This is a genomic window from Modestobacter sp. SYSU DS0875 (genome assembly GCF_054050915.1).
On record NZ_JBJHAH010000015.1, the window covers coordinates 49,692 to 64,172 of the forward strand.

11 protein-coding genes are annotated in these 14,481 nt (G+C 74.2%); 2 read left to right on the forward strand and 9 right to left on the reverse strand.

The window, feature by feature from the left end; all coding sequences use genetic code 11:
- Window positions 1-2 precede the first annotated feature (2 nt).
- Genes ACI79Y_RS11295 through ACI79Y_RS11305 form a run of 3 tightly spaced genes read right to left on the reverse strand, consistent with a single transcriptional unit; the run spans window position 3 to window position 3,531 of the window.
- A complete protein-coding gene (locus ACI79Y_RS11295) occupies window positions 3-1,127 on the reverse strand; it encodes a CDP-glycerol glycerophosphotransferase family protein (protein ID WP_457158573.1) in 1,125 nt (374 codons plus the stop codon).
- Window positions 1,124-1,897 (reverse strand): HAD family hydrolase, encoded by a 774-nt coding sequence (locus ACI79Y_RS11300; protein ID WP_457158574.1) that lies wholly within the window; start codon window positions 1,895-1,897, stop codon window positions 1,124-1,126. Before ACI79Y_RS11300 ends, ACI79Y_RS11295 begins: the two co-directional genes overlap by 4 nt.
- Before the next feature lie 41 nt (window positions 1,898-1,938).
- Window positions 1,939-3,531 (reverse strand): mannitol dehydrogenase family protein, encoded by a 1,593-nt coding sequence (locus ACI79Y_RS11305; protein ID WP_457158575.1) that lies wholly within the window; start codon window positions 3,529-3,531, stop codon window positions 1,939-1,941.
- Between the two features lie 555 nt (window positions 3,532-4,086).
- Here ACI79Y_RS11305 and leuS point away from each other — a divergent pair.
- Window positions 4,087-6,990 (forward strand): leucine--tRNA ligase, encoded by a 2,904-nt coding sequence (gene leuS, locus ACI79Y_RS11310; RefSeq protein ID WP_457158576.1) that lies wholly within the window; start codon window positions 4,087-4,089, stop codon window positions 6,988-6,990.
- Between the two features lie 76 nt (window positions 6,991-7,066).
- On the opposite strand, the gene ACI79Y_RS11315 is transcribed toward leuS, so the two are convergent.
- Genes ACI79Y_RS11315 through ACI79Y_RS11325 form a run of 3 tightly spaced genes read right to left on the reverse strand, consistent with a single transcriptional unit; the run spans window position 7,067 to window position 8,320 of the window.
- The gene (locus ACI79Y_RS11315; protein WP_457158577.1) at window positions 7,067-7,450 is read right to left on the reverse strand and encodes a PPOX class F420-dependent oxidoreductase; all 384 of its coding nucleotides are present in this window, start codon (window positions 7,448-7,450) and stop codon (window positions 7,067-7,069) included.
- Between the two features lie 5 nt (window positions 7,451-7,455).
- A complete protein-coding gene (lipB, locus tag ACI79Y_RS11320) occupies window positions 7,456-8,097 on the reverse strand; it encodes a lipoyl(octanoyl) transferase LipB (RefSeq protein WP_457158578.1) in 642 nt (213 codons plus the stop codon).
- 10 nt (window positions 8,098-8,107) lie between these two features.
- The gene (locus tag ACI79Y_RS11325) at window positions 8,108-8,320 is read right to left on the reverse strand and encodes a hypothetical protein (RefSeq protein WP_457158579.1); all 213 of its coding nucleotides are present in this window, start codon (window positions 8,318-8,320) and stop codon (window positions 8,108-8,110) included.
- 117 nt (window positions 8,321-8,437) lie between these two features.
- Between ACI79Y_RS11325 and ACI79Y_RS11330 the strand changes: the two genes are divergently transcribed.
- Window positions 8,438-10,126, forward strand: coding sequence for a protein kinase domain-containing protein (locus ACI79Y_RS11330; protein WP_457158580.1), 1,689 nt, complete (start codon window positions 8,438-8,440; stop codon window positions 10,124-10,126).
- Between the two features lie 5 nt (window positions 10,127-10,131).
- Here the strand turns inward: ACI79Y_RS11330 and ACI79Y_RS11335 are convergent, their stop codons facing one another.
- The 3 genes from ACI79Y_RS11335 to lpdA all read right to left on the reverse strand — a co-directional run bounded on the left by ACI79Y_RS11335 (window position 10,132) and on the right by lpdA (window position 14,409).
- Entirely contained in the window at window positions 10,132-11,037 is a 906-nt protein-coding gene (locus ACI79Y_RS11335; protein WP_457158581.1) for a TIGR01777 family oxidoreductase, read from the reverse strand.
- A gap of 84 nt (window positions 11,038-11,121) precedes the next feature.
- Entirely contained in the window at window positions 11,122-12,960 is a 1,839-nt protein-coding gene (sucB, locus tag ACI79Y_RS11340) for a 2-oxoglutarate dehydrogenase, E2 component, dihydrolipoamide succinyltransferase (RefSeq protein WP_457158582.1), read from the reverse strand.
- Window positions 12,961-13,029: 69 nt separating this feature from the next.
- Entirely contained in the window at window positions 13,030-14,409 is a 1,380-nt protein-coding gene (gene lpdA / locus ACI79Y_RS11345; protein ID WP_457158583.1) for a dihydrolipoyl dehydrogenase, read from the reverse strand.
- Between the last annotated feature and the right edge of the window lie 72 nt (window positions 14,410-14,481).

The following is a 14,481-nucleotide window of genomic DNA, read 5'->3' on the forward strand; positions in this document are numbered from 1 at the left end:
GCTCATCTCCTCGGTTCGTCGTTCGTCGGGGTGGCGCCGGACGGGCCGGGGGCGCCCGTCCGGGGGAAGAACAGCTCCAGGACCCGGTCGGTCGCGTGGCCGTCCTCGAGGGAGCAGAACGTCTCCTGGAACCGGGTGTACCGCTCGGTGGGTTCCCACGGCTGTCGACCGAGCTCGGCGATCGCGTCGAGCACCTCGTCGCTGGTGGACAGCAGCGGGCCCGGGGCCGCCTCGGCCAGGTCGAAGTAGAAGCCCCGCAGGGTGTCCTGGAAGTAGTCCAGGTCGTAGGTGAAGTGGAGGATCGGCTTCCCGGTGACGGCGAAGTCGAACATCGTCGAGGAGTAGTCGGTGACCAGGACGTCGGCGGCCAGGTAGAGGTACCGGATGTCCGGGTAGCGCGAGACGTCGCGGACCGGCGCGCCCGCGGGCACCTCCAGCCGGTCGGAGACCATCTGGTGCAGACGCAGCAGCAGCACGTGGTCCTCGCCCAGGCCGTGGGCGAAGTCCCCGAGGTCGAGCGGGAAGGTGTGCTGCGGTCCGCCGCCCCCGCCGAACACCTGGTCGTCGCGCCATGTCGGGGTGTACAGCACGGCGGTGACGCCGTCGGCGATCCCCAGGGCGTCACGGACCTCGGCCCGGATGCGCGCACGGTCGGGTGAGCTCAGCAGGTCGTTGCGCGGGTAGCCCGTCTCGTGCACCGGCCCCGTGAACCCGAAGGCCCTGCGGAACCGGGGCGTGCTGACGGCGTTCGGGGACAGCAGCGCGTCCCACCGGGCGATCTCGGTGTCCAGGTAGGCCAGCCGGCCCTCCGGGGCCCACAGCACGTCGTTGTGGATCCGCTTCAGCGGTGTCCCGTGCCAGGTCTGCAGGTAGGTCGTGCCCGGCTGCTTGTCCCAGTCGAACCCGATGTGGTCGTTGGACACCACGACGTCGGCGGACTCCAGCGCGGCCCGGGCCTCGGCGGTGCCGAACTCGACGGTCGTCACGTCGGCCGGGAAGTCGCCCAGGCGGTCCGGGGCGGCCAGCCAGACGACCTCGTGGTCGTCGCCGCGCTGCCGGAGGGCCTCGAAGATCGTCCGCGGGCTGTCGGAGTACACCCCGCGGAAGCTGTTGAGCACGACCCTCACCGGGCACCTCCCGCCACGGTCGCCGGGCGCCCGGCCGGCGTCGGCAGCAGCAGGTCGGTCAGCTCCGCCCAGGAGGAGACCAGTGCGACCACGCCGGCGTCCCGCAGCTGGGCCGCGCGCTCGGCCCGCTCGCCGGGAGCCACGAACCGCAGGTTGCCCACGGTGGGGCAGCCGGCCCGGACGGCGGAGAGCGCACCGGCCACCGAGTCCTCGACCGCCAGGCCCTGCTCGGGGGAGATGCCCAGCTGGTCGCAGGCGTGCAGGTACACCGCCGGATCGGGCTTGCTGGTCGGCGTCGGCAGGGAGTCCTCCGCGCTGTACCGCAGCGGCGGTGGGATGAGGTCGTCAAGCTCCGCGGCGCTGAAGCAGGCCGCCAGCCGGGTGAGCGCGCTGGAGCTGACCGCGGCGAGGGTGAGCCGCTCGCCGATCGCGGTGAGCCCGGCGGTCACGTCGACGTCGGGACGCAGCTCCCGGCCGAGGTACTCGGTCACCACGCGCCGCTCCTCCGCGACCCACTCGTCGAGGTCGGTCACCTCGACGCCGTGCGCCGCGGCCAGGTCGGCGGCGGTGGAACGGAAGTTCCGGCCGGTCGCGGCCCGGCGGAGCTCCTCGGCGGTGAAGCGGTCCGGGATCCCGTGGGCGGCCAGGAAGCGGTTGGTGACGTCGGCCGACGCGACGAAGGCCGGCTCCTCGGAGGGGAAGAGGTTCCCGTCGGCGTCGCAGAGCAGCGCCGTGAGGCCTTCGGCCTGCGTGGTCCTGATCTCTGGCATCTGGGGCGGTCTCCTGGGGGGCCGGGCCGGTGGGGACGTGGTCATGCGGACAGCAGGTCGTCGAGGACGACCGACACCCGGTTCGGGGTGTCGGGGTCGGCCACCGGGTGGTCGCCGCTGCGGGCCAGTGCCCGGGCTGCCGTGACCCGGACACCATCCGCCTCCAAGTCCTGGAGGGCGCGGGTCAGCGCCGCCACGAACGTCGGGTCGGTGGCCAGGTCGCCGAAGACCGGGTGCAGGCCCAGCAGCGGCCGGGGGTCCGTGCCCCCCGCGCGGGCCAGCGCACGCAGCTGGTCGGCGAGCTCGTCCTCGACCACCAGCTCGCCGCCCTGCAGGTCCGTGCCCCGCACGTACCGGCACCAGCCGGCGACCGCGAGGGTCAGCAGCTCGGTCGGGCGTCCCTGCGTCAGCCCCGCGCGCAGGGACGGGAGCACGTGCAGCGGCACCTTCGACGACCCGCGCCGGCACAGCCGCTCCAGGCGGTCGCCGATGGCCGGGTCGGCGAAGCGACGCAGCAGGCGCGCCTGGTAGTCGGCCAGGTCGACCCCGGTGGGGGCGGTGAGCAGCGGCCCGATCTCCACGGCCATGAGCTGGGTCGCGTAGCGGCGGAGCACCGGGTCGGCCATCACCTCGTGCACGTACCGGTGGCCGGCCAGCGAGCCGAGGTGGCCCAGGGCCGAGTGGCTCGCGTTGAGCAGACGGGTCTTGATGAGCTCGTGGCCGCTGACGTCGTCGGCGAACTGCACGCCGACCTGCTCCAGCGGCGGGCGCCCGTTGCAGAAGGAGTCCTCCAGGACCCACTGCGAGAACGGCTCGGTGATGACCGGCCAGCGGTCGTCGACGCCGTTCCGCTGTGCGAGGGCGATCCGGTCCTGCAGGCTGGTGCGGGGCGTTATCCGGTCGACCATGCTGCCCGGGAACGTCACGTGCTCGTCGATCCACCGGGCCAGCGACTCGTCGCGGAGCTGCGCGAACCCCACCACGGCGGCGCGGGCGATCTCACCGTTGCGCTGCAGGTTGTCGCAGGACAGCACGGTGAACGGCGGGCGCCCGGCCCGGCGCCGCCGGTCCAGCGCCTCGACGATGTAACCGAACAGCGAGGCCGGGCGGTGCGGGTCGGCCAGGTCGGCCCGCACCGCGTCGTCGGGGTGGAAATCGCCGGTCGCGGGGTCGACCCGGTAGGCGGTGCCGGTGACGGTCATGGTCACCAGCCGGGTCCGCTCGTCGGTGAGCACCGCCAGCACGGTCTCCGGGGAGTCCGGCGCGAAGTGGTAGTCGACCAGGGAACCGACCACCCGGGCCCGCTCGCCCTCGCAGCTGCGTTCCACCACCGTGTAGAGGTGGTCCTGCGGCCGGAGGGCGTCGCGCATCGCGGGGGAGTGCAGGCCGACGCCGACCACGCCCCAGTCGGTGTCGCCCTGCTCGGCCAGTTCGTCGAAGTAGACCAGCTGGTGGGCGCGGTGGAAGCCGCCGACGCTGAAGTGGACGACGGCGGGGGTGAGCGCCGTGCGGTCGTAGGTGGGCACCCGGACACGTCCGGCGAGCAGCGGCAGGGCGTGCTCGGTCAGGGGGACAGCGCCGGCGACGTCCACGTGCCCCGCGGGTGCCGGGCCGGGCTGGGCGAGCTCTGCCATGCACGGTCCTCCTCTTCTCGCGGGCACCGGGGGTGCGCGGTCACTGCTCGTGTAGCGGCGATCATCTCGCCGCGCCGCCGGTGGGCGGGCTGCTGCCCCGGGGTCTCCGGGCCCCGGTGCAGACGGCCTCCACCGGAGGCGCCGCGGCCGGAACGGGGACCGCCGTCGGCCTGCGCGTCTCCGGGAGCGCACCGCTCCACGACCATGCGCAGGCGGCGCTGCTGCTCAACGCCAGAGCCCTGTCGTGCCCGGTCGGTGGGCGCGACAAACAAGGGTGATCATGACACCCCTCGGTGAACACGCGTACGGCGAGCGCCACGGGCCCCGGCTCGGTGGTGGTTCCGCGACCGGGACGCACCCGCGCCGGTGACCGCTGTCGCTGCTCGGAGGCCGACGTGTTCGGCCGGTGCGCGCGCTAGGATCGCCCCGTGACCGGCGGACTTCTCCTTCTCCGGCCGTGCTGACCTGACCCGAACCGGACCAGCACGGCGACCCCTCCTGTGTGAGGGGTCTTTTTCTGTCCGCCGCCAGATCCTCTCCTGTGGAGCACCGACGATGAGCCAGACGGCCAGCCAGCACACCGAGCCCACCGCCGACGGGGTGCCCCCGCACCGGTACACCCCGCAGCTGGCCCAGCAGATCGAGCTCGCCTGGCAGGACCGCTGGGACGCCGAGGGGACCTTCCACACGCCGAACCCGGTGGGGCCGCTCAGCGAGGGCTTCGACCGGGTGGCCGACCGCCCCAAGGCGTTCGTGATGGACATGTTCCCCTACCCCTCGGGGGCCGGGCTGCACGTCGGGCACCCCCTGGGTTACCTGGGCACCGACGTCACCAGCCGCTTCCTGCGGATGGACGGGCACAACGTGCTGCACCCGATGGGCTACGACGCCTTCGGCCTGCCCGCCGAGCAGTACGCCGTGCAGACCGGGCAGCACCCCCGCGTCACCACCGAGGCCAACATCGCCGCGATCAGCGCGCAGCTACGTCGGCTGGGCGTCGACCACGACACCCGGCGCACCTTCGCCACCATCGACCCGGGCTACTACAAGTGGACCCAGTGGATCTTCCGGCAGGTCTTCGAGGCCTGGTTCGACGAGACCGCCGATGGTGGCCGTGGCCGGGCCCGGCCGATCCCCGAGCTGGTCGCCGAGCTCGACGCGGGCACCCGGCAGCCCGCGCCGGGCACCCTGCCCGAGGGCCGCACCTGGGCCGAGCTGGACGACGTCGAGCGGCGGCGGGTCGTCGACGCGCACCGGTTGGCCTACCGGCACGAGGCACCGGTCAACTGGTGCCCGGGTCTGGGCACCGTGCTCTCCAACGAGGAGGTCACCGCCGACGGGCGCTCCGAGCGCGGAAACTTCCCGGTGTTCCGCCGTCCGCTGACCCAGTGGATGATGCGGATCACCGCCTACGCCGAGCGGCTGATCGACGACCTGGACCGGTTGGACTGGTCGGACTCGCTGAAGCAGATGCAGCGCAACTGGATCGGCCGTTCGACCGGTGCCCGGGTGCGGTTCCCGGTCTCCGGCGAGACCGTCGAGGTCTTCACCACCCGCCCCGACACCCTCTTCGGCGCCACCTACCTGGTGCTGGCCCCCGAGCACCCGCTGGTGGCCGCGCTGACCGCCGCCTCCTGGCCGGAGGGCGCCGACCCGCGCTGGACCGGCGGGGCGGCGAGCCCGGCGGAGGCGGTCGCTGCGTACCAGCTGCAGGCCTCGCGCCGTTCGGAGCTGGAACGGCAGACCGAGGGCCGGGACAAGACCGGGGTCTGGCTGGGCGTCACCGCGCGCAACCCGCTGACCGGTCGTGACCTGCCGGTGTTCATCGCCGACTACGTGCTGACCGGCTACGGCACCGGCGCGATCATGGCGGTACCCGGTGAGGACCAGCGCGACTGGGACTTCGCCCAGGCGTTCGGGCTGCCCGTCGTCCGCACGGTGCAGCCGCCGGCCGACTTCGACGACGCCTCCGGCGCCTACACCGGCACCGGGCCGATGATCAACAGCTCGAACGAGCAGCTGTCGCTGGACGGGCTGGACAAGGCCGCGGCGATCGCGAAGGTCACCGACTGGCTGGTGGCCACCGGCCACGGTGAGGCGACCACCACCTACAAGCTGCGCGACTGGCTGTTCAGCCGGCAGCGCTACTGGGGTGAGCCCTTCCCGGTCGTCTACGACGAGCACGACCTGCCGATCGCCGTCCCGGACTCGTTGCTGCCGGTGCTGCTGCCCGACGTCGACGACTACTCGCCGAAGACCTTCGAGATCGACGACGCCGACTCCAAGCCCGAGCCGCCGCTGTCCCGGGCCACCGAGTGGACGACGGTCACCCTCGACCTGGGTGACGGGCCGAAGCGGTACCGCCGGGAGACCAACACGATGCCCAACTGGGCGGGCTCCTGCTGGTACTACCTGCGCTACGCGGACCCGACGAACGACGAGCGCTTCGTCGACCCGGAGCTGGAGCGGTACTGGATGGGCCCGCGCGAGCCCGGCGACGTGGGCGGGGTCGACCTCTACGTCGGCGGCGTCGAGCACGCGGTGCTGCACCTGCTGTACGCCCGGTTCTGGCACAAGGTGCTGTTCGACCTGGGGCACGTGTCCAGCGAGGAGCCGTTCCGCCGGCTGGTCAACCAGGGGTACATCTCCGCCTACGCCTACACCGACGAGCGTGGCTTCTACGTGCCCGCGGCCGAGGTCGTCGAGCGCGACGGCCAGTACTCGTTCGAGGGCAGGCCGGTCGACCGTGAGTACGGGAAGATGGGCAAGAGCCTCAAGAACGTCGTGACGCCGGACGAGATGATCGCGATGTTCGGCGCGGACACCTTCCGGGTCTACGAGATGTCGACCGGGCCGCTGGACCAGTCCCGGCCGTGGGAGACCAAGGCCGCGGTCGGCTCGCAGCGGCTGCTGCAGCGGATCTGGCGGGTCGTGCTGGACGAGGAGACCGGCGCGGTGCGTGCCGCGGACGTCGAGCCGGACGAGGACACCTCGCGTGCGCTGCACCGCACGATCGAGGCCGTGCGCGACGGCATGGCGACCCTGCGGTTCAACATCGCCATCGCCCGGATCACCGAGCTGACCAACCACCTGACCTCGGCGTACCCACCGGGGACGGACGTGCCGCGGTCGGTCGTCGAGACGCTGGTGCTGCTGACCTCGCCGCTGGCCCCGCACCTGGCGGAGGAGCTGTGGTCCCGCCTGGGCCACTCCGGTTCCGTCGCCTGGGCGTCGTTCCCGGTCGCGGACCCCCGCTGGCTGGTCGACGACACGGTGACCGTGGCGGTGCAGGTCAACGGCAAGGTGCGGGCGCAGGTCGCGGTACCGGCCGATGCCGACGCCGCAGGCCTGGAGGCCGCTGCCCGTGCCGACGAGAAGGTGGCCGCGCAGCTGGCGGGGAAGACGGTGCGCCGGGTGATCGCGGTCCCGGGCCGGCTGGTGAACTTCGTCGTCGGCTGAGGAGAGGCTCCCTGCAGGCCCCGGAGCTCACGGCGGGGCCTGCAGGGAGCCGGAGCGGTTCAGGGAGCGGAGGCGGTCAGGGAGCGGGAGAGATGCGCACCAGGGCGTGTCGCTCGGTGGCGGGGTGGCGCAGGCGCGTCCACGCGCGGGAAGCGACCAGCCCGACCTGGAACCGCAGCCCGTACCGGCGCCGCAGCGCGGCGAGAGCCGCAGGCCACTCCTCGCGGGGCACGAAGGTCGCCACCGCGTCGACCGCCGGACCGCGCAGCCGGCCCCGGACGTCGCATGGCGCCACGGTGACCCGGCTGGTGTGCCGCAGCCGTTTGACCTTCCCCGAGTCTGCGCGGGTCCAGACGACGAGCTCGTCCCCGTGCGGGGCGGCCCACACCGGGGTGGCGACCGGGGCACCGGTGCGCCGGAACGTGGTGAGGCTGACGTACTCGCTCCGCGGCAGCGGCACCACGATCAGGCGGGGACGGCGGCGGTGAGGACCTCACGCACCGCCTGCTCGACGGCGTCGACGACCTCGGCGACGGGGACGTCTCGGCGCAGTTCGGCGCTCAGCGAGGTGGCGCCGGCGTCGACGATCCCGCAGGGGATCATGTTGGCGAAGGCGGACATGTCGGGGTCGCAGTTGAGCGCGAACCCGTGCATGGTCACGCCGCGGGCCACCCGGACGCCGATGGCCGCGAGCTTCCGGTCCGGGCCCCGCTCGTCGGCGCGGACCCACACCCCGCTGCGGCCCTCCACCTGCTCGGTGCGCAGCCCGAGGTCGGCGCAGACGCGCATCAGTGCCTGCTCCAGCCGCCGGACGTGGGCCACGACGTCGACCGGTTCGGGCAGCTGCACGATCGGGTAACCGACCAGCTGGCCGGGGCCGTGCCAGGTGATCTTGCCGCCGCGGTCGACGTCGATCACGGGGGTGCCGTCGAAGGGGCGTTCGTGCGGCTCGGTACGCCTGCCCGCTGTGTAGACCGGCGGGTGCTCCAGCAGCAGCATCGTGTCCGGTCCGGTGCCGGCCACCCGCTGCTCGTGCAGCTCCCGCTGCCAGGCCCACGCCTGCTCGTAGGGGACCAGACCCGCCCGGACGACGCGCAGCTCGCTCACGACCACCAGCCTATGCCCGGCCCGGGGGCACCTGCCCCGGGCGGCGGCGGGGTGGACGGGTCTCCCGGTGGTCGCCGCAGACGAACAGCCCACCACCGAGGTCGACCGGGCGGCGGTGCTGCAGTGGGGGAGTGGCGGCCGGCTGTGCTCCGGTGACGGCGGCCGAGAGCCCGGTGAGGCCGGCGCCGCCGACGACCACCTCGGCGCCGGGAGGCAGTGACATGTCCCGAACGCAGGCGCTGACCGGTCCGATCTGCCCCGGGGCGCGGGGATGTGGGCAGCGGTGGCGCCTGTGGACGACGGCAGCGGGCCGGTGCCCGATCGGCCTACGGTCCGATCCGTGCCTGCACCCACCCCACCGGCCGCAGCCCCCGTCGTGCCCGGCTACGTGCTCGAGGAGCTGCTGGGCCGGGGAGGTTCCGGTCAGGTCTGGCGGGCGCGGCCGCGGAACGGCGGCGAGCCGGTGGCCGTCAAGGTGCTGCTGCGGGGCGACCCGGAACGGCAGGAGCGGGAGGCGCGCCTGCTCGCGGAGCTGGACCACCCCCACCTGGTCCGGCTGCACCGGGTCGTCCGCCGGGAGGTGCGCGGCGGGCCCGCCGAGGTGAGCCTCGTGCTCGAACTGCTCGCCGGTGGCAGCCTCGCTGCCCTGCTCGCCCGCCGCGGCCGGCTCCGGCCGGGAGAGGTGGTCACCACGGTCGCCCCGGTCGCGGCGGCACTCGCCCAGGCGCACGAGCGCGGGGTGGTCCACGGTGACCTGTCGCCGGGGAACGTGCTGTTCACGGCCGAGGGGCGGCCGGTGCTCACCGACCTGGGCACCGCACGGTTGGTGGGCGACACCGCGCGTGCGGAGGTCACCCCGCCCTACGTCGACCCGGTCGTGGCGCGCGGGGGTGCCCCGGGTCCTGCCTCCGACGTGTTCGGCGTGGCGGCGGCGGCCTTCCACGCGCTCACCGGCATCGCCCCGTGGAACGCGGCCGATCCGACCGGGACCCTCGCGGTCGCGGCGGCGGGTGAGCTCCCCGACCTGGCGATGCTGGCGCCCGAGGCGCCGGCCGAGCTGGTGCGGGTGGTGCTGCGCGGGCTGTCCGCGGACCCGCACCTGCGGGGCACGGCGGCGGCCTTCGCCCTGGACCTGCGGCACGCCTGCCGCCCCGAGCCGGTGCGGCTCCCGGTGACCGGGGTGCCCGACCACGAGCTCGGCGCCACCGAGCGAGGGCCACGCACGGAACTGACCCACCAGGTGCCCGGACGGCGGACGCGCGCGGCCCACGCCGCGCCCGCGCCCGCCGGCCGGCTGGTGCGTGTCCGTGCGGCGGGGGCGCGGCTCGGGCGCGCGGTGCGCCGGGACCCGGATCGGCTGCCGGACCCCGGATGGCGGTGGCCGGGCGCGCGGCGGCTGCTGGTGCCGGTGGTGGTCCTGGCCACCGTGGTGCTGGGGTCGATCGGCGCGGCCTGGGTGGGCACCCACTGGGGCGCGGGGACGCCCGTCCCGGTGCCGGCGGCCGATGGCGTCGACGTGCCGTCCGGGCAGTCGGGCCGGCCCGCCGACCCCGCGCCGGCCGAGCGCCCTCCTGTCCCGACCGAGGGCCGACCGGACGACGACACGGCGAGCGGGCCTGCGGTCGCCACCGCGGTGCCCCCCGACCGGGCGGCGTGGCAGGCCCTGCTCACCGGCCTGTACGAACGGCGGGCAGCGGCGTTCGCCACGGCGGATCCCACCGCGGTCACCGACGTCCACGTGCCCGGGAGCGCATCGGCACGGCGCGACCTGGCCCAGGTCGAGGCGCTCGACGCGGCCGGGCAGGTGCTCACCGGGTTCACCCCGGAGGTCAGCGAGGTCCGGGAGGTGACGGTCGAGGACGGGCGGGCCGTGCTCGAGGTCGTCGACACGCTGCCCGGCTACCGGGTGACCGATGCCGCCGGCGGGCTGGTGCGGGAGGTCCCGCCCCGGGGTGGGGCACGCGTGCGGCTGGTCGTCGAGCTGACCGCGGTGGGCTGGCGGATAGCCGGCGCCGAGCGGCTGCCGTGACCCGGTCAGCCCTCGCTGAGCGCGGCCGCCAGCGCGGCGTCGACGTCGGTGTGGGTGTGCTGGAACCCCGCGGCCTCGAGGGCGGCGGGGACGGCTCGCTGGCCGGCCAGCACGCCGACCTCGGCGAACTCGCCGAGCACCAGGTGCAGTGCGGGGCCGGGCACCGGCAGCACGGCGGGGCGGTGGACGGCGCGACCCAGGGCCGCGGTGAACTCGGCGTTGGTGACCGGTGCCGGCCCGGTCAGGTTCACCGGCCCCGAGACGTCGGCGGTGAGCAGGTGGCGGATGGCGTCGACCTCGTCACGCAGGCTGATCCACGGCTGGTACTGGCGCCCCGAGCCGAGCCGCCCACCCAGTCCGACGCGGAAGAGCGGCAGCATGCGGCCCAGCAGCCCGCCGCGGCCGAGCACCAGCCCGGTGCGCAGGGTGGCCACCCGGACGCCGGCGTCGGCCGCCGGGGCGGTCGCCCCCTCCCACGCCACGCAGACCCGGGCGAGGAAGTCGGTGCCGGCCGGCGCCGTCTCGTCGACCACCCGGTCGCCGGTGTCGCCGTAGAAGCCCACGGCGGAGCCGGAGAGCAGCACCCGCGGGCGGTCGGGGGCGGCCGTCGCGGCGTCGGCGAGTGCCTGGCTGACCGTGGTGGTGCTGTCCACCCGGCTGCGCAGCACCCGCTGCTTGTGCCCCTTGCTCCACCGCCGGTCGCCCACCCCGACGCCGGCCAGGTTGACCACCGCGTCGACGTCGGCGAGCAACGCGGGGGCGATCTGCCGGTGGTCGGGGTCCCAGCGGTGCTCGTCCGCGGTCCGCGGGGTGCGGCGGATGAGCCGCAGCACCTCGTGGCCGTCCGCCCGGAGCGCGGGCACCAGGGCGCTGCCGATGAGCCCGGAGGAGCCGGTGACGGCGACCTTCATCGCGGGGAACTCCCTGGTGGTGGGGTGGTGACCGGGCGGGACGACGAAGGGCCCCGGCGGTAGCCGGGGCCCTTCGTCAGGGGATCAGGCGAGGCCGAGCTCGCCCTCGAACTGGCCGGCCTCCAGCCGCTCCTTCATGGTGCTGAGGAAGCGGGCGGCGTCAGCGCCGTCGACGATCCGGTGGTCGTAGCTGAGTGCCAGGTAGACCATCGACCGGACCGCCACGACCTCGCCGAGCTCCGGGTCGGTGACGACCACCGGGCGCTTGACCACCGAGCCGACACCGAGGATGGCGACCTGCGGCTGGTTGATGATCGGGGTGTCGAACAACGCGCCGCGGCTGCCGGTGTTGGTCAGCGTGAACGTGCCGCCGCCCAGCTCGTCGGGCGTGACCTTGTTGGTGCGCGTCCGCTCGGCCAGGTCGGCGATCTTGCGCGCGATGCCCGGGATGTTCAGGTCGCCCGCACCGTGGACGACCGGCACCAGCAGCCCGCGCTCGGTGTCGACCGCGATGCCGAGGTTCTCGGCGTCGTGGTAGGTGACCGTGCCGGCCTCCATGTCGATGGAGGAGTTCACCACCGGGTGCACCTTGAGCGCCTCGACGGCGGCCTTGGCGAAGAACGGCAGGAACGACAGCTTCACGCCCTCGCGGGCGGCGAAGTCGCCCTTCACCCGGTCACGCAGTCGGGCGATCTTGGTGATGTCCGCCTCGACCACGGTGGTCAGCTGCGCACTGACCTGCAGCGACTCGATCATGCGCTTGGCGATGACGGTCCGGAGGCGGGACAGCTTCTCGGTACGCCCGCGCAGGTGCTGGTCCGGGCTGGCCGCCGGGGACGGGGTGCGCGACGCCGCCGGAGCTGCCGCCGCCGGAGCGGGCTGCTGCGCCTTCTCGGCCGCGGCGAGCACGTCCTGCTTGCGGATCCGCCCGCCGACGCCGGTGCCCTCGACGGAGCCGAGGTCGACGCCGTGCTCGGCCGCCAGCCGCCGCACCAGCGGGGTGACGTAGGCGCCGCCACCGCTGGGTGCCGGCGCGCTGGCCGGACGGGAGGCCGGGGCCACCGCCTCGGCCGGCGAGGGCTGCGACGTCGGCGACTCCGACGGGAGCGCACCGCTGGACCCGTAGTCGGCGCCGGGCTGCTCGGAGGAGGGCTCGGCCCGCTGGGGGGTGGGCTGCTGCTGCGCGGGCGGTGCCGACTGCTGCGCGGCGGCCGGCTGCTCGGCGGGCTGCTGCGGGGCCGGCTCCGGCTCGGACGCGGGGGCGGCAGCGCCGTCGGACGAGCCGATCACGGCCAGCTCGGCGCCGACCTCGACCGTCTCGTCCTCGCTGACCGAGATGGACAGCAGGGTGCCCGAGACGGGCGCGGGGATCTCGGTGTCGACCTTGTCGGTGGACACCTCCAGCAGCGGCTCGTCGGCGGTGACCTCCTCACCGACCGCCTTCAGCCAGCGCGTCACGGTGCCCTCGGTGACGCTCTCGCCCAGCGCGGGCATCGTCACCGGGGTGCCCTGCCCGCCGCCGGAGCCGCCGGAGGACTGCGCCGGAGCCGGCTCGGCCGGGGCCTCCTGCGCAGGGGCCTCCTGCGCCGGTGCCTCCGCGGGTGCTTCCCGAGCCGGGGCCTCCTGCGCGGGAGCCTCCTGCGCGGGAGCCTCCTCGGCGGGTGCGGCCGGCGCGGCGCCGTCGCCGTCGCCGCCGATCACCGCGAGCTCGGCGCCCACGTCGACCGTCTCGTCCTCACCGACGAGGATCTTGGTGAGCACACCGGCGGCCGGCGACGGGATCTCGGTGTCGACCTTGTCGGTGGACACCTCCAGGAGCGGCTCGTCGACCTCGACCTGCTCACCCTCCTGCTTCAGCCAGCGGGTGACCGTGCCCTCGGTGACGCTCTCGCCCAGGGCGGGCATGGTGACGGACGTCGGCATCGAAGGCAGGTCTCCTCAGGTCGTGGGGTGCGGTGCTGGCGGGAACGGGGCGTGCGGGTCGAGCGACGGTCAGCTGTGCGCGTGCAGCGGCTTGCCGGCCAGGGCGAGGTGCGCCTCGCCCAGGGCCTCGCTCTGGGTCGGGTGCGGGTGGATCAGCTGGGCGACCTCGTCGGGCAGCGCCTCCCAGTTGTAGATCAGCTGCGCCTCGGCGATGAGCTCGCCGACGCGGCTGCCGACCATGTGGACGCCGATGACGGGGCCGTCGGCGGCGCGGACGAGCTTGACCGCGCCGGCGGTCTTGAGGATCTGGCTGCGGCCGTTGCCACCCAGGTCGTAGGTGAGCACCTCGACCTCGCCGTACTTCTCCTTCGCCTGGGCCTCGGTCAGGCCGACGGAGGCGACCTCGGGGTCGGAGTAGGTGACCCGGGGGACGCCGGCGTAGTCGATCGGCACGACGGGGAGGCCGGCCAGTCGCTCGGCGACGAGGATGCCCTCCCCGAAGCCGACGTGGGCCAGCTGGAGGGTCGGGATCAGGTCACCGACGGCGGAGATGGTGGGGACGTTGGTCTGGCAGTACTCGTCGACCAGCACGTACCCGCGGTCCATCGCCAGGCCGGCCTCCTCGTAGCCCAGGCCCTGGCTGACCGGCCCGCGGCCCACGGCGACCAGCACCAGCTCGGCCTCGAGCTCCTTGCCGTTCTCCAGGGTGACCTTCACGCCGTCGGCGGTGGTCTGCACGGTGGAGACGCGGTTGCCCAGCTCGAAACCGATCTTGCGACGGCGGAAGGCCCGCTCGAGCAGCTTGGAGGAGGACTCGTCCTCGAGCGGGACGAGGTGCTCGAGGCCCTCGACGATGGTGACGTCGACGCCGAAGGACTTCCACGCGCTGGCGAACTCGCAGCCGATGACGCCGCCGCCGAGGACGATCGCCGAGGTGGGCACCCGGTCCAGCGCCAGCGCGTGGTCGCTGGTGATGACCTTGGTGCCGTCGACGTCGATGCCCGGCAGCGAGCGGGCGTAGGAGCCGGTGGCCAGCAGGACGTGGCGGCCCTCGTAGGTCTCGCCGTTCACCTGCACCGCGGTGGGGGAGACGAGCCGGCCCTCACCCTCGACGTAGGTGATCTTGCGGCTCTTGATCAGGCCCTGCAGGCCCTTGTAGAGCTTGCTGATCACGCCGTCCTTGTAGGCGTTCACGCCGTCCATGTCGATGCCGGCCAGCGAGGTCTTGACGCCGAACTGCTCGCCCTCGCGGGCCATGTCGGCGATCTCTCCGCTGTGCAGCAGCGCCTTGGTGGGGATGCAGCCGCGGTGCAGGCAGGTGCCGCCGACCTTGTCCTTCTCGATGAGCACGACCGACAGGCCGAGCTCGGCGCCGCGCAGCGCAGCGGCGTAGCCACCGGAGCCACCACCGAGGATGACCAGGTCAGCGGGGGTGGTCGGTGCGCTCACAAGTGCTCCTCAGTGCTGGGTGGCCCGGTGTCGGACCCGGACGCGGTGATCGTGCGCGTGCCCATCCTGCCA